The organism is Halomonas sp. AOP43-A1-21 (assembly GCF_052376775.1).
Taxonomy (GTDB): domain Bacteria; phylum Pseudomonadota; class Gammaproteobacteria; order Pseudomonadales; family Halomonadaceae; genus Vreelandella; species Vreelandella colorata.
The window spans coordinates 13,423-31,921 of the sequence record NZ_JBQSWC010000012.1; the positions used below are offsets into that span (position 1 = coordinate 13,423).

The window sequence follows — 18,499 nt, forward strand, 5'->3', positions numbered from 1 at the left end:
ATAAACAATGGCGGTTTAGCCTGCAGGCCAGGTGAATTGACGCCCACCGAGCAGGTGCATATGGATATGGTAGACCGTCTGCCCGCCCTTTTCGTTGCAATTCATCACCACACGGTAGCCGTCATCGGCAAAGCCCTGCTGCTTGGCAAGCTGGGCGGCGGTGAACTGCAAACGTCCGATTAGCGCCAGGTCGTCTTCCTGAATATCGTTTAGGGTGGCAACGTGCTTTTTGGGAATAATCAGCTGGTGAGTGGGTGCCATGGGGCTAATGTCGTTAAAGGCGAGAACGTGATCGTCTTCATATACGATATCAGCTGGAATCTCACGATTGATAATTTTACAGAATAGACAATCCATACCCACTCCTTGTTATCGTTACGTCTGTCGCTCGGCATTTTGCCAAAACGGTTAGCGAAAGCGGCGCTGTGACAATAGATGGCGTACCAGCGGTGCTAAAATCAGCTCCATAGCCAATGACATTCGCGCTCCAGGCACCACCAGCGTATGAGGCCGAGTCATGAAGGCGTCCTTGATCATTGCCAGCAACCAGGGAAAATCCACCGTTGAAGGATCACGAAACCGAATCACCACGAAGGATTCAGCATCAGTCGGAATATCCTGTACTTCAAAGGGGTTTGAGGTGTCCACGGTAGGCACACGCTGAAAGTTGATATGCGTACGTGAAAACTGCGGCTGGATATAGCGCACGTAGTCATTCATTCGCCCCAGAATGGTATCGATAACCGCTTCTTGGGAATAACCACGCAGCTTGGTATCACGGTCGATTTTCTGAATCCACTCAAGATTCATGGTCGGCGCGACCCCAACCAGCAGATCCACATGACGGGCAATATCGTAATCTTCCGTTACCAGGCCGCCGTGCAAGCCTTCATAGAACAACAGGTCTGTACCACACGGCAGCGACTGCCATTCGGTAAACGTGCCGACCCGGTAACCCGCCTCAATTTTCTGCTTATCTTCTGCATGAATATAGTGTCGGAAGGTACCCGAACCATGTTCGCCATACTCAATAAAAAGACCTTCAAGGCGATCCAGCAGATTGGCTTCTACGGCGAAGTGGGAAAGCTCATCCTTACGCTCGGGCTCTTCACGAAACATGCGATGAAGGTCATCACGCGTGTAGCGGTGAAAGGCGTCGCCATCCACCACGGCGGCGTGCACGTCTTCGCGTAAAAACATGCGCTCAAAGCTTCGCCTGACGGTCGTGGTGCCTGCCCCTGACGAGCCCGTCACGGCGATAATCGGATATTCGCGTGACATTAAGTCCCCCTCGCCTGGGCCAAAGCCTGTTTAACTTGCGCAGGCACCTCGACAGGCTGACCAGCCTTCATGTCGATAAGCAGTTGGTTAACGCGGGCCGTCGCCACAATGCGCTTTTCGTCGCTGGTTAAAACGCGCTGATAAACGGTTAATGCCTTGCCCTGTGGCTCGGGTACTGCGGTTTCAATAACCAACGCTTCAGGCCAACGTGCTTCGCTTTGATACTGCACGGCTAAATCAGCCACTATGCTAGGATAGCCGTGCAAATCCCACTCTGGTAAATCAAGTGCAGCAAACGCCTGAACCCGGGCCTCGTGCAACAGTGACACCAAGGCATCGTGGCCCAGGTGCCGCCCGTAGTTCATGTCGGTTATCCGCACCGTTAGGGGGTGACGATGAATGATCGCTTCAGCGGGAAAATCCAGCTTTACACGTTCCATGCCTGCTTCCTTCCGGTGATGATCGTTATCAGTTGTTATGTTTGCTGCTTAGTAATTACTTCAACACTTCGCGCGCAATAGCACGATAAGCGATATCACGGCGATACTCAGCCCCTTCCCAGTGAATCTCTTTGACGCCCTGGTAAGCCTGTTGCTGCGCCTCTGAGACACTATCGCCCAGTGCCGTTACACACAGCACGCGACCGCCTGAGGTAGTAATCTCGCCCTGAGCGTTTTGTGTCGTGCCCGCATGGAAAACCTTGCTATGCTGCTCGGCTTTTTCGAAGCCATGGATCACGTCGCCTTTGCGATAGCTGCCTGGATATCCACCGGCGGCCATCACAACGCCCACGGCGGCGCGCGAATCCCAATGACAAACTTTACCCGCCAGCTGCCCCTTCGCACCAGCCAGGCAAAGCTCAGCGAGATCGGACGTTAAGCGCATCATGATCGGCTGAGTTTCTGGGTCACCAAAGCGGCAGTTGTACTCGATCACTTTAGGCTGGCCCGCCTTATCAATCATTAACCCAGCATATAGAAAGCCCGTATAGGCGTTGCCTTCAGCCGCCATTCCTTTAACGGTGGGAACAATTACCTGCTCCATAATGCGGGCATCAATTTCGGGCGTAACAACAGGGGCTGGGGAATAAGCGCCCATGCCACCCGTGTTGGGGCCAGTATCGCCGTCGTAGGCACGCTTATGGTCCTGACTGGTGGCCATTGGCACAATGTTTTCACCATCGACCATGACAATGAAGCTTGCCTCTTCACCTTCCAGAAATTCTTCAATCACCACACGGGCGCCTGCATCGCCAAACGCATTGGCTTCGAGCATGTCGCGAATAGCCGCTTCGGCTTCCACTTCGCTCATGGCAACAATAACGCCTTTACCGGCGGCCAGCCCGTCGGCCTTGATGACGATAGGCGCGCCGACCTTTTGCAAATAGGCCAGTGCAGGCTCTACCGCCGTAAACGTTTGATAATCAGCGGTGGGAATAGCGTGGCGCGCCAGAAAGTCCTTGGTAAACGACTTGGAGCCTTCAAGCTGCGCCGCCGCCTGAGTAGGGCCAAAGATAGTCAAGCCTGCAGCCTGAAAGCGGTCAACCACGCCCTCAACCAAGGGCGCCTCGGGGCCTACCACAGTCAAACCAATACGCTCGTTAAGCGCAAAGGCTTCCAACCCGGCTAAATCAGTGGCTGCTATATCAACGTTGGTCAGTTTGTCTTCCGTGGCGGTGCCGGCATTGCCCGGCGCCACAAACACCTGCTCAACATTCTGGGATTGCGCCAATTTCCACGCCAGCGCGTGCTCACGGCCACCGCCACCTATCATCAAAACCTTCATGTTCTTCCTTCTCGAACGGGAGAGCGATTATGCGCCGCATTATGCCACAACGAGGCCTCTCTTGGCGTCAGGAGGTTTTATCCTCGTCATTGCTATCGCTGGGCGGCGGAGATTGGTTCATCGTATTCTGCCAAAAGCGCATATTTTCTTCGGCCAGCTCACGCATAAACTCCATCGGCGTATGGCGCATGGCTTGCTTCCATTGACTCTGCAGGCGCTTTTGCTGCTCAAGCATAAGCTGCGTGCCCTGCTCAAGATAGCGCGCCAGCGGCAGCGGAGACGACATATCATAAACCCGAATCAGCTGCGCGAGCAGATCGTTAGAAAACACCTCGGCGTTATTATCCGACTGCTCCTGCTCAATAATGATCGAGAGTAAAATGGTACGCGTCAGGTCTTCCCCGCTTTTCGCATCTTCAACCCGAAACGGCTCTTCTTCAATGATTAAACAGCGCAGGTCCTCAAGCGTTACATAACGGCTTTGCTGAGTATCGTACAACCGGCGGTTGGCATACTTACGAATTACGCGCACAGCGCATCTCCTTAAACGCGATAGGGGGTGCCCCCAATGGTATTATTGTGCCTGCACCACGCACCCATGCAAACCATGTGAGTAGATTAGTGCGGAACAGCGTGCCAATCCTTTGACCAATAGATGCCGATTATGAATTTGATTTTGCTTCATCCCAGTGACCTCGACCAGCAAGGCTACGCACGCATCAGCGATCCGCGCAGGCTAGCGCATTTGCGTGATATTCACCGTGCAACGCCCGGCAGCCGGTTAACAGTGGGGGTTCAAGGCGGCTCGATGGGCAAGGCACAGCTTATCGAACTCACCCGCGAGCAGGCGGTGTTTGCATTAGATTCTTTAACTGATGTCGCCCCACCCGCACTGCCCGTTCATCTGGTGCTCGCCCTGCCTCGTCCTCGCATGCTGGCGCGAACGCTTGAGCATGTCACGGCGCTCGGGGTAAAAGAGATTACGCTACTGCATACCAAACGGGTAGAGAAAAGCTACTGGCAGTCACCTGAGCTCCTGCCTGAAAAAATTCAGCAACATCTGATATTAGGATTAGAGCAGGCACGCGATACCCAGCTGCCTAATGTGATTTTAAGCAAAGGATTTCGGCCGTTTATCGAAGAGCAATTACCTGACCTGCTTCGTGAGCATCGTGGCCTGGTGGCTCATCCGGGCATGCCTATGGCCTGCCCGCGAGGTATTAGCGAAAAGACCTTGCTATTAGTGGGCCCTGAGGGTGGATTCATTCCATGGGAAGTTGAAAAGCTGCTAGAGGCAGGCTGCGAAGGTATGCACTTGGGTCCCCGCATTCTGCGCGTAGAAACAGCCGTGACGGCGTTACTCGCCCGGCTGTTTTAAACGCTTTTAGCTAATCTGCTAGGATTGTTCGTCTTCTGGGTCATGCTTAACCACGGTCGCGTCTTCGCCACATGCAGGCTCTTGCTGGAACGTGCTACGCACATCCAGAAGGCCTAAATGGCTGATAGTGCGCCGACCCAGCAACAGCGGGTAGAGCATTTCCTCGCGATCACGAAGGCTAAACTGCTCTTCGTAAATCGTATCGCCCATACACACGTTCATCAGGACCACCGGCCGCTCATCGCGACCGCCTGCGCCGCGTACCGACTGTTCGCGGTAGAGCGGCCGCTCAAGACGGTCGCTAAATTCTTCTCCGCTGTCCTGATCCTCAAGCTTCAAGCGAAATCGCACCCAATCCTCGCCGTCTTTCTCGAACATTTCGATATCACGCGCATCAAGCGACGAGGTGAGAGCACCGCTATCCAGCTTAGCTTTTACCATGATGCCCCACGGCTCTATGGTGGCATTTTCAACCCAGCCAAACACTTGCTCATCACTAGCAACGGCACTAGCCGTTAAAGCACTCGCCAGCAAACCACCTGCCAGCATTTTTTCCACAAACCTCATAGCATCGTCCTTGGTGAAATAAGAGATTAATCGTTGTTTAGCGCGCCTGCCGCAATCGTTCAAGAAGCGACTGGGTAGCAAATGCATCCGGCGTTAGCCCTTGCTGACGCTGGAAGGCGCGCAGCCCTTCACGGGTATTGGGACCCATGACGCCATCAGCCCCGCCTACCCCGTAGCCTGCCTCATTCAAGCGTTGCTGAAGCTCTTTGACATCATCGCGGGTTAAGGCTGCCTCTCCTCTTGGCCACGACTGCTGGATGCCGGCCCGCCCAGCAATTTTATCGGCCAGCGTGGCGACCGCCAAGGCATAGCTGGTGGCGTTGTTGTAACGTAAGATCGCCCGGAAATTGGGACCTACGACAAACGCAGGTCCTTGCGCGCCAGCGGGAATAACAAGCGCTGCACTCTCAAAATCAGGCAGCTCGCCCTCCAAAGCACGAATGCCCTGTCGGCTCCACTCAGCACTGCTGAGCCGTTCGGTTTGTGAATAATCAAACGACGTCGGCAGCACGACCTCAACACCCCACGGCTGACCGGTTTGCCAACCCGCCCGGGCCAAGTAATTGGCGGTCGAGGCCATCACGTCTGGAATGCTGCCCCAGATATCGCGATGCCCGTCGCCATCGCCATCTACGGCATAGGCTTCGAAACTGCTGGGAATAAATTGAGTATGTCCCATGGCGCCTGCCCAGGAGCCTTTCATGCGCTCGGCAGAAATATCGCCCTGCTCAATAATGCGCAGGGCAGCCAGTAGCTCGCCGCGGGCAAAGTCTCGTCGGCGCCCATCGTAGGCCAGAGTAGCCAGCGCTTCGATAGTTGAAAAGTCGCCAAAGTTACTGCCGTAATTACTTTCGATGCCCCAAATGGCGACGACAATTTCTGCAGGCACACCAAAGCGTTGCTGCATCTCCAAGGCCGTTTGGCGGTTCTCTTCAAACCGCTCACGACCGGTATTGACGCGCGTATCGGAGGCGGCTGAATCAAGATACTCCCAAATGGGGCGCACAAATTCAGGCTGATAGCGATCTAGTTCAATGACGCGATCACGATAACGCACGCCATTTAGCGCCGTTGCCAGTGTTGCCTCGCTAATCCCTTGAGTGGCCGCAAAGCGACGGAACTCATTTAGCCATTGCTCAAAATTGGCGTAGCGCAGCTCTTGGGCTCCGCGTGCATCCACTTCCGTCATTAGCTGGGGATTGGCGGCTTGCAGGCTACCGCTCAGCAGCATGGACAGCAGCCCTGCGGAAAGCGTTAGCGACGTATGGCTAACCACACGGCGCAGCGGTAAATCGATCTTCAACGACATGGCATCTATCCTTGAGCAGTCCTTAGCATGCCTGATGATGGCCTAGAAAATAGGCAGATACTAGCCTTTCTCTCTAATTCCCGCAGTCCCTTATTGCCATGCTTTACTCGTCGGCTTCTTCCAGTTCCGTGCGTGCGATGAGCCAGCGCTGCCACTCCTCGGGCATTACGCAAGGCTCGGCAAATTGGGCTGGCGCGCTACACCACGGCTGATGTCGCTCAATCCCATAAGGAAGCGAATTCAGAGCGGGCAACCAGTAAGCCACATATAGGCCTTTCGGATCATAATGACTGGCTTGCTTAAGCACGTTGAAATAGCGGTTCTGGCGTGGATCACGTCCAACGCCCGCAATATAGCGCCAGTTGCTCCAATTGTTAGCTACATCATAATCAATCAAGCAGTGCTCAAACCACCAGGCGCCCAGTCGCCAATCAACGTTTAAATCTTTGACTAGAAAGCTTGCTGCATTTTGACGTGCACGGTTGGAAATCCAGCCCGTTTGGCGTAGCTCTAACATGGCCGCATCGACAAAAGGCATGCCGGTTGCCGATTCACGCCAGGCGTTAAACGCTGAACAAGGTGCCGGGAGGGTCTGATCCCCAAAGAGCTTGGCACCTTCCAACTGTGCAACTAAATGAAAGTACTCACGCCATAAAAGCTCAAACGAGATCCAGTTACTCGATTCGTCGCGCCCATGCAGTGCCTCCCAATCGTTAACCGCATCATTTGCCTGACGCGCCGATAAACAGCCGCGAGCCAGCCAGGGAGAAAACCGCGTCGAAAAGTCGGCACCCAATAAACCGTTACGGGTTTTCTTATATTTGCCAGGACCATTTTGGCGCCAAATATAGTGCTGCAAACGCTCATGGGCAGCATTCTCACCGCCAACATACACAAAGCCCTGGCGCTCATCGGGTTGCCAGTTGGCCGAGTACTCACAGACTGATTTTAACGGTGGGAAACCACGAGAAGCATCTGGCCAGCCTGGCAGCGTCACGGGCGCGGCAAGCGCTTTAGGAGTAGTGCAATATTTTTCCACGCAGCGCCGAAAGGCAGAAAAGCTTTCCGGCAGCTCATCAAGCCCAAACGGAAGTGCGGCGCTATCGAACAGACGCCCACTTTCAACGCTATAAAGGCTCGACGTTTTAGGCAGCATTTGGGCTACTTTCTGAATCTGCTGAGCTTCTTCAAACCCTGCGTGCTGCGCTACTCGGACTTCCCGGGCCTGAAGCGAAGAGGCCATTTGCACGACAACCTCAGCGGGGTTGCCAATACGTACCAGCAGGTCACTTCCTCGCTGTAAAAGCTCCCCGCGTAATTCCATTAAGCTTTGCCATAAAAACCGCAACCGGGCGGGGCCTATTCGGGGCGTGGTCTCCCCTTCTATCGCAGGCTCCAGCCACTTTTCATTAAGTACATACAAACACAGAAGCTGATCAGGTTTTGAGGTGAATTCGAGCAGGGGGTTATCTGCGACACGCAAATCGTCTTGCAGCCAGACAATATCGATCGTGGTGTTCATGCTCTTGCCTCCTCGGCATGCGTAGCTGCTGGTTTCATAGCCGCAGCGCTTACTGCAATAGCGCACAGATTCCAGCAGCACACTTATCTTCTACTGAAGCTAAGCGTGGGTATTACTTTAAACGCCTATTTAATGCTTTAAATATTATGGGTAACGCCTGCACGTGTGAGGGTTTTAAATGTGCTTGACGAACCAAAAACGTAGACATCATAACTTATACAGTACAATTATTGTACATAATGGTATTTTTTAAATTCAACGTCATTCTGCCGGAATACTGCATAAAAAAAGCCACCTAGGCGGTGGCTCGTTAAGGCTCATACTTAAAAAATCATTAGCGTTTGAAGCCGTTAGTCCGGATCAGTTGCGCGTGGCTGGCGCTTGGCATTCTCATAAGTTTCCAGGCCGCTTTTCAATTCATGGGTCAGCGGGTCATAGTTAGGGCGCAGCTCATCTTTAACCGTACCGCTCCAAAGCCGTGAGCCGACAAAATAGCCCGCCCGACCAATGACATGTGCTGCTACCGGTGCGGTCATCAGGATAAAGACAATCACCGCAAACGAGCGTGCCACTACGCCAACCTCTGAAAAATGCATGGCCGCCGCCAGCATAATTAAAATAACGCCTAATGCCGCTGCCTTGGTGGTTGCATGCATGCGCGTTAACAGATCCGGTAAGCGTAATAAGCCAACCGCTGCCAATAGCATAAACAAAGAACCTGTCAGCAGAAGTGCGCCTTTAATTGCCTCAATCATCGCGTGGCCCTCCGCGTTCCAAAAAGCGTGCAAAACCGATGGCGGCTAAAAAACCCATTAGAGCAATCACAATGGCGGCATCCAGAAAACTGGCAACGCCTGACTGAATTGCATAAACGCCCACCAGCCCGACTACTGTGGTGGAAAACAACTCAAGCGCTACCACGCGATCAGGCAGGCTTGGGCCGCGCACTACGCGCACAAAGGTCAATATAAGCGCCAGCCCCATAATGACCTGACTAATTAACAGAACCGTATGCATTAGCGAAATAACTCCAGGGCTCGATGCTCCATTTCTTTCAAGTTGCGCCGCAGTTCTTCTTCATCATCTAGGAACATGGCATGTATATAGAGCACCTTGCGATCATCGGAGACATCCAAACTCAGCGTTCCAGGGGTTAATGAAATCAGGTTGGCGACCATGGTGATTTCCATTTCCGTGCGTGCAGAGAGGGGCATGGCGATCACCCCCGGCTGCATGTGCCAGGGCGGCGTTACAATATCAAACGCAACGCGCAGGTTAGCCTGCACAAGCTCTTTCATGAAAAATCCCAGAAAGCGGATAATCAGCGGTATGCGCGCCGGATATCCCTTGAGCGCGTTTACCTGCGGCTCAATAAGCACCAGGGCGATATAGCCAAATACCATCCCAACCAGCAGATTCAAGCCGGTAAAATCGCCGCTCAGCAACACCCACGCCAACCCTAGCAGCAGGTTCCAGATAGCACCGGTCATGGAGTACCCTCCCCGCCACTCGTGTCCATTTCGGGTTGAGCATCATCTGCATTCAGCAGTGCCTCTTGGGCATTGGCTGCAACGCCCAGCACCGCCTCAATGTAGCCGTCCGGCTCAAACAGCTGATCACCGATGGTATTCATCACCAGCATGATCGGCTCGGCAAAAATACCAATTAAAAGTGAAAACAACGCCAGCACAACCACCGGCAGGTACATCATCCACAGGCTTGGCTTGATCAAGCGGCCATCGTCACCGCTTGGCGCGGCAGATACCGGCACAAGATTCTCTTCCGGCAGGCCTTTCCAGAATACCTCATTCCAGATCTTGACCATGGAATAGAGCGTCATCAGACCTACCGCCAGTGCAATACCGGTCACCACATACGCTTCGGCCTCAATGCCCGCCCGCACGATCACGAACTTGGCAAAAAAGCCCGAAAGCGGCGGTACCCCGGCAAGCGAAAAGGCTGAGATAAAGAAGGCGACCGCAAGCCAGGGGCGCTCTTTGTAAAGCCCGCCCATCTTCTTCAACTGATAGGTGCCCTGCAGGCGGTGGGTAATCCCGCTGATCAAGAACAGGTTCGTCTTGACCACTATGTTGTGCATGATGGCAAACACGCCACCGGCAATCGCCAAAGGTGTATAAAGCGCGAGCCCCAGAATCATATAGCCAATCTGGCTGACGATATGGAAAGAGAGAATACGCCGGAACTCGTACTGTGCCGCAGCCCCCAACACGCCGGTTACCATGGTCAGCACTGCCCCCCAGAGCATGATGTCCTGCAGGTACCCCATGGACTGATCAAATATCAGGGTGAATACACGAAACAGTGCATAGACCCCCACCTTGGTAAGAAGACCGGCAAACAGCGCGGAAACCGCTACGGGCGGCGTGTGGTAGGAAGCCGGCAGCCAGAAAAACAGCGGAAACGCGGCCGCCTTGATCCCAAAGGCCACCATGAACATTACCGCCAGTACTTCAACCATGCCGGCGTGCTCGACCATATCGATTCGCAAAGCGATATCCGCCATGTTCAGCGTACCCACGGTGCCATATAGCAGACCAACCGCCGAGAGGAAGATAACCGAGGCCAGCAAATTCAGAGTAACGTACTTGATCGCGCCTTCCATCTGCGCCCTTTCGCCACCTAAAATCAGCAGCGCAAAAGACGCCACCAGCATAACCTCGAACCATACGTAAAGGTTGAAGAGGTCACCGGTCAGAAAGGCGCCCGCCACCCCAGCGAGCAACAGGTGCATCAGCGGGTAATAGCCAAACTTTTCATGTCCGTGGCCGGTGGTTGCCAGCGAGTAGATGCCCATGGCCAGACCTATGATACCGGTCATCAGAATCATGACGGCGCTCAGCACATCGGCGATCAGCGTGATCCCGAACGGCGCAGGCCAGCTCCCCATTTGCATGGTGATGTAGCCTTCGGAAAGCGTGGCTGCAAATAACCACACACAGGCGACCAAAAGGGCAAGATTACCGGCAACGGCAAGAAACCGCTGCATGGGACGCGAGCGCCAGAAAAGTAAGGAAACGGCCCCCGAAAGTAGGGGCAAAAGAATGGGAAGAGCAACTTCAGGCCTCACGTATCGGTATCCTTCATCTTGTCCAGATCATCGGCCTTGACCACTTCATAGGCACGGCGAATCAATACGACTGCAAACGCCAGCACCCCAAATGCGATCACGATGGCGGTCAGTACAACCGCCTGGGGCAGCGGATCGGCCACCTCGCCAACAGGCTGTAGCATGCCTTCCGGAATCAACGGAGGCGCGCCCCGCGTCATGCCTGCCGTGGTAAAGATCAGCAGGTTGGCGGCATTGGAAAGCAGCAGCAGTCCAATGACCAGCTTTACGATCGAGCGTCGCAGCATCATAAAGATGGCGGTGGCATACATCACGCCAATCGCTAAAGCCATTAACGGTTCCATGCGCGTACTCCTGTTAACTTATGGCTCATCCTTGTCCACCTCCATCAGCGCCATAACCATGCCGATTACCGACCCCAATACCGACAGATAAACACCGATATCGAAAATTAGCGGCGTCGAAGCCTTGAAATCAATCACCGGAATAGTCCACCACTGGGCCGTCAAGAACGGCTGACCCATGAACCAGGCCGGAACCACGGAAACGATACCCAGCAATAGACCCACGCCAATCAGATCGCGCGGGTCAACCATGCGCAGCACTTCCTTGGTGGCACTAACCCCAAAAGCCAGCAGATACAGCGTGAACGCCCCCGCTGCCACTAGCCCGGCGATAAATCCACCGCCCGGCTCATCGTGCCCTCGGAACAGCAAAAATACCGAGAACATCAGTTGCAAGGGCATTAAAAACCGCGCAGCCGTATTAAGAATGATCGTCCCTGACTTAACCATCGTACGGCTCCTTGATATCTGACTTGCTGCCTTCGACGGCTGTTTTGGGGCTTTCCGGCTCGTGGCGCAGCTTAAGCATGGCGATCACCCCGATAGCAGCCAGGGCCAGTACAAACATTTCGCCCAAGGTATCCAAGGCACGGTAGTCGACCAGAATCACGTTAACGATATTGCGGCCATAGGCGAGCGGCGCGCTATTTTCGATCATGTAGGTAGAAATGGACTCAAACTGATCAATGCTCCAGGCGGTCATGATCAACAGGAAAATCAGAATACCCATTATTGCGGCCACCGAGCCGTCACGGATGCGCTCAAGCGGAGTGGAAAGGTGCGAGAAGCGCGGTAGCCTAAATAGCACCAAGACCAGCAAAATAACCGTGAGCGTTTCGACCAGAAGCTGCGTAATCCCCAGGTCAGGCGCGCTGAAAAGAATAAAGATGAGGGCAATCGAGAACCCCATAATGCCCACGGACACCACAGCGCCCAGGCGCGAGCGGGTAACCGTGGCAAATAGAGCCCCCATCACCATGGTGCCCACTACAATGACCTCGTGGAACCGCACATCAAGATCAAAAGCGAATAAAGGAGAATGGCGCAGCAGAATGGAGTTACCAATCAGGATGATCAGAACCACCAGCATGACCAAGATATAGTTACGCATATAGCCGTTTTGCAGCACGCGCGTTTGCCATTCAGAGAATTGCACCACGCCATTTAATAAGCCTTCATAGCCAGCTTCAGGGCCATAGCGCATGGCAGGTGCCAACAATATAAGCTTGCCTCTTATGTTGTCCCAATACTTGAAGAGCAGTAACCCCAGTCCCAGGCTGATGACTGACATTATTAACGCCCAATTAACGCCGTACCAAAGTGACAGCGCAACGTCTCTGGGCTCTCCTGCCACCGCGCTTGCGGCGGACGCTAAAAGGGAATCAACACCAAACGTCGCGGGCGCCAGGCTAAAGACCAGCGAGCCTACGCTTAGCAACGCAGGCCCCATTAACATACCGAAGGGCGCTTCATGCGGTACTTTTGGCGTTTCATGACGTTTACCATAAAAAGGGCGTAACGCAACAATCGCTGCCACAGCGATGGTTAAAATAGCACTAACAAATGCGAAGACGACCAATAAGCCCTGAAAATCCCCTGCGCCAAGCACCGCTTCAAACTTGAGCTCTTTACCAATAAAGCCAAGTAAAGGCGGCACGCCGGCAAGCGATAATGCCGCCACCAGGGCAATGGTGGCCGTCACCGGCATCAAAGGTCTTAACCCGCCCATGGCGGTAACATCTTTGGTACCGGTTTCGTGATCGAGAATACCCGCCACCATAAACAGCGCACCCTTGTACAAGGAGTGGGCGAGCAGAAAGGTTACAAACGCCGTCATGGCGTACTCAGTACCTATGCCCAGCAGCATGGTCAACGTGCCGAGCGCCATAATGGTTGAGTAAGCCAACAGCTTTTTAATATTAGTATGATGAATGGCCAAGAATGCGCCAACCAGCAGCGTAGTAGCACCCACCACAGAAAGCACGCTGATCCAAAGCGCCGTGCCGCCCAGCTCAGGCTGAAGCCTTGCCATCAGGTAAATACCCGCTTTTACCATGGTAGCGGAGTGCAAATAGGCCGACACCGGTGTCGGTGCCGCCATTGCGTTAGGCAGCCAGAAATGAAACGGAAACTGGGCAGATTTGGTAAAGGCACCCAACAGCAGGCAAATGAGCATCGGCGTATAAAGGGCATGCTCGCGTAAATCGGCTTCCATCCCTCGGATATCGGTCAATGACCATTCACCGCTGGAGACGCCCAGCAATACAAGCCCGGCCATTAGGGCAAGTCCGCCCGCAAACGTGACAAAAAGCCCTTGGCGCGCTGATTTGCGTGCCTGGATATCGGTGTGGTTAAAACCGATCAACAGATAGGATGTAACACTGGTCAGCTCCCAGAAAATAAATAGGGTGACCAGACCATCGGCTAATACCAGCCCCAACATGGAAACCATAAAAGCCAGCAAGGCTATGTGGAATCGCACAATATCCGGGTGGCCTTTTAAATAGCTCCCTGCATAAATAAGCACAAATGTGCCAATAACAGAGATTAATAGGCCGAAGAGTAACGACAACCCATCCAGCATAAAGGTGAGACTGATACCCAGTGAAGGCACCCACTGCCACTCCATTAGCATCGGGCCGTCATTGATTACCGTGGGGGCCTGAGCAAATAACCACGCGGCGATCAGGGCAGGAAAAATGGCTAATACCAGACTCGTACGGTCTGCAAACCAGCGCTGCATTAGCGGTGCCAGCGCGGCCAATACAAACCCCATTAAAACGGCGAATTGCATCTAGCGATATCTCCTGGGTAACAGCCCCGCACGAGGCGGGTACTATGGGCGTACGGGTCCTCTCACGGTGAGCAGATGACGTTATCCCTGTCTTCTACTCGTAACCACTTCTGAAGCATTTAAAACGTAAAGGCCCCTGACTTTTTACTCGCCATAAGTGCTTTTTTGATCGCGTTAAACGTCAAATACAAGTGATCATAAAGTCGTAGACTCTATAACAGACAGCAGCGAGTTGCCAGACAACCTTTAAACGAAATCAAATAGATAGCGTGCTTATTGTTATGTTTTTCCGCCCTGCTCAATCACTTACTCCGTCAACGGAAGCCAGCCCAAAAGCTCGCTATTAATCACACTAAGTAAAGCATCGATATGATCATCCCGGTCATTTAAACAAGGGATATAGCTAAACGTTTCTCCACCGGCGGCAATAAAACTGTCGCGGATTTCTTCCTGAATTTCTTCAAGCGTTTCAACGCAATCAGCAGAGAAGGCGGGCGATAAAATAGCGATATGTTTATGACCCTGTTTAGCCAGTGTAGCGACATGTTCAACGGTCGGCGGACCTACCCACTTTTCCACCCCAAACTGCGACTGAAACGCGGTATCCACTTCCTCTTCGCTGAAGCCTAGCGCTTCGCGCATTAGCCGCGTGGTTTTCTGGCAGTGGCAGTGGTAAGGGTCCCCTTCCATCAAATAACGCTTGGGAACCCCATGGTAACTCGCCACCAACTTGGTAGGCCGCGTTTTGAGTTGGGCATACATATCGGTGACGGAATTGGCCAAGGCCTGTATATAGACAGGGCGATCAAAATAGGCAGGCACGGTGCGAATAGCCGGCTGCCATTTCATCTTCATCAAAGTGCGAAACGCCTGATCGTTGGCGGTAGCCGTCGTCGGCGAGCCATACTGAGGGTAGAGCGGGAAGAAAACGATACGCTCACAACCCTTCTCTTTCATGCGGTTCAACACACTTTTAGTAGAAGGATTGCCGTAGCGCATACAGAAATCGACTTCGACACTGTCGCCATAAAGCGTTTTTAAACGCTCGGTCAGCTTCACCGTTTGAGCTCGGGTAATGGTGAGCAATGGGCTTTCGTTTTGCTCATTGTTCCAAATACTTTTATACGCTTTACCCGAAGAAAAGGGGCGCTTGGTTAAAATGATCAGTTGCAGCAGCGGCTGCCATTTCCAATCAGGATAATCCACCACCCGCTTATCCGAGAGGAATTCACTCAGATAACGCCGTATTGACCAATAATCAGTGGCATCAGGCGTTCCCAGGTTAGCCACCACTACGCCCACCTTTGCGCGCGGTACGCCAGGATGATCACCTGAGGCATGCGCCAGGCGCCCCTCTCCCGGCTGGTCGATTACAACGCTCTCGGTCATTACGCTTACTCCCGGAAAACTACGGTTGAATAACCAAAATCTTACCATTTTTCAGCAAAGTTGCGGCATAAAGTTATACTATCAACGCTATTTGTATAATCCCCGACTAATTCGTGTCTATCGTTTTACACCGTAGCTAATACTCTTCCATGGACGACACACCAGAAGCGCTTCTACCTATCGTTTAGTGCAAGGTTATCTAAAGAGGTTTTAATGAGCGATGTTCAACTGTTTAACGCTGCGCCGCCTGCCACGCTCTATTACGATGGTCACTGCCCTTTTTGTCGAATAGAGGTTGAGTGGCTAAACAAGCATCCGAATCGCAAACACATTCGGTTGATAGATATTCGAAAAGTGGATTTTGATGCCGCTGAAACGGGCTATTCGTTCGACACCCTAATGGGGCAGCTACATGTCCGGGATAACGAGGGAAACTGGTATGTGGGCATGGATGCCAGCCGGGCCCTGTATGCAACGCTAGGCTACCGGCGGCTGGTAAAACTTTCTTGCTTACCGGGCCTGCGAGGCGTAATGAATGCAGGCTACCGTTTCTTTGCCCGTCGCCGAATAAGGCTTGGGCAGTGGTGGGAAAAACATTACAGCAAACGTGACAACGAGCGTTACAACTAATATTACAACTACAACTACTGTTGATGAGGGCTAATTCGACAGACAATCTCTGCGACTTAGCGTTTTTTTAGAAAACCAGCGGCATACGTGCTGTTAACGGCTCACTGTAATGCGCGTCTCTGCCGATCATCTCGTCCTGCGGCACATGCTGAACCAGATACGCACGATGAATGCCGGCGCGCTTTAGCTCCAGATATACATCGTCTAACGAGCGAAACAGCATTGGCTTACCACGCTGGGTGAGCATGTGCCGTTCACCTTCTACATCTTCGAGCTCAAGTTGATAAAAACGACTACCTGAATGCGTAATGACGCGAATTTCAAAGTTATCGTGGCTTTCGACGAACTGTTTAAGCGCGATCAGTTCCATGGTTCCCTCCTATTATTGGATACAACAATAGGGCACAGCATGACTGGGCCCTATTACATTCCTGTTACCTTTACCTTGGCACCTATTGGCTAAGACGGCAACTTTTCAGGAGAGTTTCAGACTATTCGCGTAATTAGATACTTGAGTTACTGGTACTCTGAGGGATCAATCGCCTTACCTAGCGAATTGCGGTCAATCCAGTTACCCGCTTTGGTTTCTTTGTAGCGAAACACCACTTTATCGCCTACCGCCACTGGCAAATCGGCATCTTCTGTTTGGTAACTATACTTTTGCCCCTCTACCACCAGGTAATAGCGATAAAGGTCAGGCATCCCCAGCCACTCTTTAAAGGGGCCCTCTTTCTCCAACTCCTGAAGCTCGCCACGTCCTTCAAGTTTAGGAAGACGCTGACGATTACCACGCCGAAAACCACCTGCCATGTGTTACTCCCGTTCTGTGTGTTGCTGTGTTCTGTGTTCGATAAGAGCTGGCTTCCGCCCTGCCCCACACTAATCGCCGAAAGCCTCACCATAGCTATCGGGGGCCAAATCTTCAAAGCGGGTATATTTACCAATAAATGCCATATGTACCGCGCCGATAGGACCGTTACGCTGTTTACCGATGATCAGCTCAGCAATACCCTGGTTATCCGGGTTATCTGGGTTATATACCTCATCACGATAGACGAAGGCAATAACGTCGGCATCCTGCTCGATGGCGCCTGATTCCCGCAGATCCGACATTACCGGACGCTTGTTGGGACGCTGCTCCAACGAGCGGTTAAGCTGGGAAAGTGCCACCACCGGGCAGTTAAACTCTTTCGCCAAGCCCTTGAGCGAGCGCGAAATTTCCGAAATCTCACCGGTACGGTTTTCAGAAAACCCGGGGATCTGCATCAACTGAAGGTAATCGATCATGACCAACGCCATATTGCCATGCTCGCGCACAATACGGCGCAACCGCGAGCGCATTTCGTTGGGCGAGAGCGCGGCTGTATCATCAATAAATAGCTGTTTGTCTTTAAGCAGGTTGACCGCCGATGTTAGCCGCGGCCAATCCTCATCCTCCAGCTGGCCGGAGCGTACACGCGTCTGGTTAATACGCCCAAGCGAGGACAGCATCCTAAGCATTAGCGATTCCGCAGGCATCTCCATGGAAAACACCATGACCGGCTTGTCGCTGGCAATCACGGCGTGCTCCACTAGGTTCATCGCGAACGTAGTTTTACCCATTGACGGACGCCCGGCAATAATCACCAAGTCGGACGGCTGCAACCCCGAGGTCATTTCATCCAAGTCGCGGAAACCGGTCGAAAGCCCGGTCATTTCGCCTTTAAGGTTGAACAGCTCATCGATACGGTCAACCGCTTTGGTCAAAAGCTCACTCATGCCGATAGGCCCGCCCGTTTTAGGGCGCTCCTCGGCAATCTGAAAGACTAACCGTTCCGCTTCGTTGAGCAGCTCATCGGCAGGCCGCCCTTGAGGCGAAAAAGCACTTTCAGCGATCTGGTTCGCCGCACGAATCAGCTTTCTAAGCGTCGCCCGCTCTCGCACGATATCCGCATAGGCACGAATATTACTTGCCGAAGGCGTATTACGGGCAAGCTCTGCCAGAAACGCCAGGCCGCCGACGGTATCCAGATGATCACGCGCTTCCAATGCTTCAGACAGCGTAATGACGTCAAGCGGCTGCCCAGATTCAGCCAGATGAATCATCACGTTAAACACCAGCCGGTGCTCATAGCGATAGAAATCATCGGTTACCAGGCGCTCAGAGACATTGTCCCAAGCCTGGTTATCCAGCATTAGCCCGCCCAACACCGACTGCTCCGCCTCCAGCGAATGCGGCGGCAGCTTTAGTGCTGCCGTTTCCTGATCAGCAGAAGGCTGGTCCATCGCGAGCTCCTTTCAACAGTGCAGCATAGCCAATAAAGGCCACTATTTTAATCGGACAAACCGTTAACAACCACCGTCAGGTCGTTGCATTAAGTGTTATTGCTAAGCAGCCAACGTTACTTGAAATCACCTTGCTGCTTAGCAATA

The 18,499-nt window shown here is 53.0% G+C and carries 21 protein-coding genes; 2 read left to right on the forward strand and 19 right to left on the reverse strand.

The annotated features are described in order from the left end of the window. Positions 1 to 15: 15 nt before the first annotated feature. The 5 genes from ACT3R7_RS08620 to phaR all read right to left on the reverse strand — a co-directional run bounded on the left by ACT3R7_RS08620 (position 16) and on the right by phaR (position 3,598). Positions 16 to 357 carry a histidine triad nucleotide-binding protein gene (locus ACT3R7_RS08620; protein WP_192539178.1) on the reverse strand — a complete coding sequence of 114 codons (342 nt, stop codon included), beginning with the start codon at positions 355 to 357 and terminating at the stop codon, positions 16 to 18. 51 nt (positions 358 to 408) lie between these two features. Then, entirely contained in the window at positions 409 to 1,281 is an 873-nt protein-coding gene (locus ACT3R7_RS08625) for a phosphoribulokinase (RefSeq protein WP_018918591.1), read from the reverse strand. Further along, positions 1,281 to 1,721 (reverse strand): acyl-CoA thioesterase, encoded by a 441-nt coding sequence (locus ACT3R7_RS08630; RefSeq protein ID WP_441675970.1) that lies wholly within the window; start codon positions 1,719 to 1,721, stop codon positions 1,281 to 1,283. Before ACT3R7_RS08630 ends, ACT3R7_RS08625 begins: the two co-directional genes overlap by 1 nt. A gap of 55 nt (positions 1,722 to 1,776) precedes the next feature. Next, complete coding sequence (gene purD / locus ACT3R7_RS08635) at positions 1,777 to 3,066, reverse strand: phosphoribosylamine--glycine ligase (RefSeq protein ID WP_193091649.1); 1,290 nt, start codon at positions 3,064 to 3,066, stop codon at positions 1,777 to 1,779. 67 nt (positions 3,067 to 3,133) lie between these two features. Continuing rightward, complete coding sequence (gene phaR, locus ACT3R7_RS08640) at positions 3,134 to 3,598, reverse strand: polyhydroxyalkanoate synthesis repressor PhaR (protein ID WP_193091648.1); 465 nt, start codon at positions 3,596 to 3,598, stop codon at positions 3,134 to 3,136. Between the two features lie 132 nt (positions 3,599 to 3,730). Between phaR and ACT3R7_RS08645 the strand changes: the two genes are divergently transcribed. After that, on the forward strand, positions 3,731 to 4,444 hold the full coding sequence (locus ACT3R7_RS08645) for a 16S rRNA (uracil(1498)-N(3))-methyltransferase (protein ID WP_193091647.1): 714 nt from the start codon (positions 3,731 to 3,733) through the stop codon (positions 4,442 to 4,444). Between the two features lie 18 nt (positions 4,445 to 4,462). On the opposite strand, the gene rloA3 is transcribed toward ACT3R7_RS08645, so the two are convergent. The 11 genes from rloA3 to hemH form a co-directional block, all read right to left on the reverse strand. Next, positions 4,463 to 5,011 (reverse strand): retropepsin-like aspartic peptidase RloA3, encoded by a 549-nt coding sequence (gene rloA3, locus ACT3R7_RS08650; protein ID WP_193091646.1) that lies wholly within the window; start codon positions 5,009 to 5,011, stop codon positions 4,463 to 4,465. Between the two features lie 37 nt (positions 5,012 to 5,048). Beyond that, positions 5,049 to 6,320, reverse strand: a complete 1,272-nt coding sequence (locus tag ACT3R7_RS08655; RefSeq protein WP_193091645.1) for a lytic murein transglycosylase — start codon at positions 6,318 to 6,320, stop codon at positions 5,049 to 5,051. A gap of 103 nt (positions 6,321 to 6,423) precedes the next feature. Continuing rightward, on the reverse strand, positions 6,424 to 7,842 hold the full coding sequence (locus ACT3R7_RS08660; protein WP_193091644.1) for a DASH family cryptochrome: 1,419 nt from the start codon (positions 7,840 to 7,842) through the stop codon (positions 6,424 to 6,426). 350 nt (positions 7,843 to 8,192) lie between these two features. Then, positions 8,193 to 8,597, reverse strand: coding sequence for a monovalent cation/H(+) antiporter subunit G (gene mnhG, locus ACT3R7_RS08665; protein ID WP_018918599.1), 405 nt, complete (start codon positions 8,595 to 8,597; stop codon positions 8,193 to 8,195). After that, on the reverse strand, positions 8,590 to 8,859 hold the full coding sequence (locus tag ACT3R7_RS08670; RefSeq protein ID WP_193091643.1) for an MrpF/PhaF family protein: 270 nt from the start codon (positions 8,857 to 8,859) through the stop codon (positions 8,590 to 8,592). Before ACT3R7_RS08670 ends, mnhG begins: the two co-directional genes overlap by 8 nt. Continuing rightward, a complete protein-coding gene (locus tag ACT3R7_RS08675; protein ID WP_192539171.1) occupies positions 8,859 to 9,332 on the reverse strand; it encodes a Na+/H+ antiporter subunit E in 474 nt (157 codons plus the stop codon). The genes ACT3R7_RS08670 and ACT3R7_RS08675 overlap by 1 nt, the downstream gene beginning before the upstream one ends. Then, positions 9,329 to 10,930 (reverse strand): Na+/H+ antiporter subunit D, encoded by a 1,602-nt coding sequence (locus ACT3R7_RS08680; RefSeq protein ID WP_193091642.1) that lies wholly within the window; start codon positions 10,928 to 10,930, stop codon positions 9,329 to 9,331. The genes ACT3R7_RS08675 and ACT3R7_RS08680 overlap by 4 nt, the downstream gene beginning before the upstream one ends. Beyond that, positions 10,927 to 11,274 (reverse strand): Na+/H+ antiporter subunit C, encoded by a 348-nt coding sequence (locus ACT3R7_RS08685; protein ID WP_018918603.1) that lies wholly within the window; start codon positions 11,272 to 11,274, stop codon positions 10,927 to 10,929. Before ACT3R7_RS08685 ends, ACT3R7_RS08680 begins: the two co-directional genes overlap by 4 nt. Before the next feature lie 18 nt (positions 11,275 to 11,292). Beyond that, the gene (locus tag ACT3R7_RS08690) at positions 11,293 to 11,724 is read right to left on the reverse strand and encodes a Na+/H+ antiporter subunit B (protein ID WP_018918604.1); all 432 of its coding nucleotides are present in this window, start codon (positions 11,722 to 11,724) and stop codon (positions 11,293 to 11,295) included. Then, a complete protein-coding gene (locus tag ACT3R7_RS08695; RefSeq protein ID WP_441675690.1) occupies positions 11,717 to 14,068 on the reverse strand; it encodes a putative monovalent cation/H+ antiporter subunit A in 2,352 nt (783 codons plus the stop codon). The genes ACT3R7_RS08690 and ACT3R7_RS08695 overlap by 8 nt, the downstream gene beginning before the upstream one ends. Positions 14,069 to 14,374: 306 nt before the next feature. Continuing rightward, positions 14,375 to 15,457 carry a ferrochelatase gene (gene hemH / locus ACT3R7_RS08700; RefSeq protein WP_441675692.1) on the reverse strand — a complete coding sequence of 361 codons (1,083 nt, stop codon included), beginning with the start codon at positions 15,455 to 15,457 and terminating at the stop codon, positions 14,375 to 14,377. A 213-nt stretch (positions 15,458 to 15,670) separates the two neighbouring features. On the opposite strand from hemH, the gene ACT3R7_RS08705 reads away from it, so the two are divergent. Continuing rightward, the gene (locus tag ACT3R7_RS08705; RefSeq protein ID WP_441675694.1) at positions 15,671 to 16,087 is read left to right on the forward strand and encodes a thiol-disulfide oxidoreductase DCC family protein; all 417 of its coding nucleotides are present in this window, start codon (positions 15,671 to 15,673) and stop codon (positions 16,085 to 16,087) included. A 67-nt stretch (positions 16,088 to 16,154) separates the two neighbouring features. Here ACT3R7_RS08705 and ACT3R7_RS08710 read toward each other — a convergent pair whose 3' ends face one another. The 3 genes from ACT3R7_RS08710 to dnaB form a co-directional block, all read right to left on the reverse strand. Further along, entirely contained in the window at positions 16,155 to 16,457 is a 303-nt protein-coding gene (locus ACT3R7_RS08710) for a DUF6482 family protein (RefSeq protein ID WP_192539166.1), read from the reverse strand. 146 nt (positions 16,458 to 16,603) lie between these two features. Next, positions 16,604 to 16,897: a hypothetical protein gene (locus ACT3R7_RS08715; RefSeq protein WP_018918609.1), complete on the reverse strand. Its 294-nt coding sequence runs from the start codon at positions 16,895 to 16,897 to the stop codon at positions 16,604 to 16,606. A gap of 69 nt (positions 16,898 to 16,966) precedes the next feature. Then, positions 16,967 to 18,352 (reverse strand): replicative DNA helicase, encoded by a 1,386-nt coding sequence (gene dnaB / locus ACT3R7_RS08720; RefSeq protein WP_192539165.1) that lies wholly within the window; start codon positions 18,350 to 18,352, stop codon positions 16,967 to 16,969. Between the last annotated feature and the right edge of the window lie 147 nt (positions 18,353 to 18,499).

Excerpts from the sequence above, each read along its gene's own strand:
- ACT3R7_RS08705 (WP_441675694.1), top strand. The coding sequence starts at position 15,671 with ATGAGCGATGTTCAACTGTTTAACGCTGCGCCGCCTGCCACGCTCTAT.
- ACT3R7_RS08630 (WP_441675970.1), bottom strand. The coding sequence starts at position 1,721 with ATGGAACGTGTAAAGCTGGATTTTCCCGCTGAAGCGATCATTCATCGT.
- ACT3R7_RS08620 (WP_192539178.1), bottom strand. The coding sequence starts at position 357 with ATGGATTGTCTATTCTGTAAAATTATCAATCGTGAGATTCCAGCTGAT.
- hemH (WP_441675692.1), bottom strand. The coding sequence starts at position 15,457 with ATGACCGAGAGCGTTGTAATCGACCAGCCGGGAGAGGGGCGCCTGGCG.
- dnaB (WP_192539165.1), bottom strand. The coding sequence starts at position 18,352 with ATGGACCAGCCTTCTGCTGATCAGGAAACGGCAGCACTAAAGCTGCCG.
- rloA3 (WP_193091646.1), bottom strand. The coding sequence starts at position 5,011 with ATGAGGTTTGTGGAAAAAATGCTGGCAGGTGGTTTGCTGGCGAGTGCT.
- ACT3R7_RS08690 (WP_018918604.1), bottom strand. The coding sequence starts at position 11,724 with ATGGTTAAGTCAGGGACGATCATTCTTAATACGGCTGCGCGGTTTTTA.
- ACT3R7_RS08695 (WP_441675690.1), bottom strand. The coding sequence starts at position 14,068 with ATGCAATTCGCCGTTTTAATGGGGTTTGTATTGGCCGCGCTGGCACCG.
- purD (WP_193091649.1), bottom strand. The coding sequence starts at position 3,066 with ATGAAGGTTTTGATGATAGGTGGCGGTGGCCGTGAGCACGCGCTGGCG.
- ACT3R7_RS08710 (WP_192539166.1), bottom strand. The coding sequence starts at position 16,457 with ATGGAACTGATCGCGCTTAAACAGTTCGTCGAAAGCCACGATAACTTT.
- ACT3R7_RS08655 (WP_193091645.1), bottom strand. The coding sequence starts at position 6,320 with ATGTCGTTGAAGATCGATTTACCGCTGCGCCGTGTGGTTAGCCATACG.
- ACT3R7_RS08625 (WP_018918591.1), bottom strand. The coding sequence starts at position 1,281 with ATGTCACGCGAATATCCGATTATCGCCGTGACGGGCTCGTCAGGGGCA.
- ACT3R7_RS08715 (WP_018918609.1), bottom strand. The coding sequence starts at position 16,897 with ATGGCAGGTGGTTTTCGGCGTGGTAATCGTCAGCGTCTTCCTAAACTT.
- ACT3R7_RS08685 (WP_018918603.1), bottom strand. The coding sequence starts at position 11,274 with ATGGAACCGTTAATGGCTTTAGCGATTGGCGTGATGTATGCCACCGCC.
- ACT3R7_RS08660 (WP_193091644.1), bottom strand. The coding sequence starts at position 7,842 with ATGAACACCACGATCGATATTGTCTGGCTGCAAGACGATTTGCGTGTC.
- ACT3R7_RS08675 (WP_192539171.1), bottom strand. The coding sequence starts at position 9,332 with ATGACCGGTGCTATCTGGAACCTGCTGCTAGGGTTGGCGTGGGTGTTG.
- ACT3R7_RS08670 (WP_193091643.1), bottom strand. The coding sequence starts at position 8,859 with ATGCATACGGTTCTGTTAATTAGTCAGGTCATTATGGGGCTGGCGCTT.
- mnhG (WP_018918599.1), bottom strand. The coding sequence starts at position 8,597 with ATGATTGAGGCAATTAAAGGCGCACTTCTGCTGACAGGTTCTTTGTTT.
- ACT3R7_RS08645 (WP_193091647.1), top strand. The coding sequence starts at position 3,731 with ATGAATTTGATTTTGCTTCATCCCAGTGACCTCGACCAGCAAGGCTAC.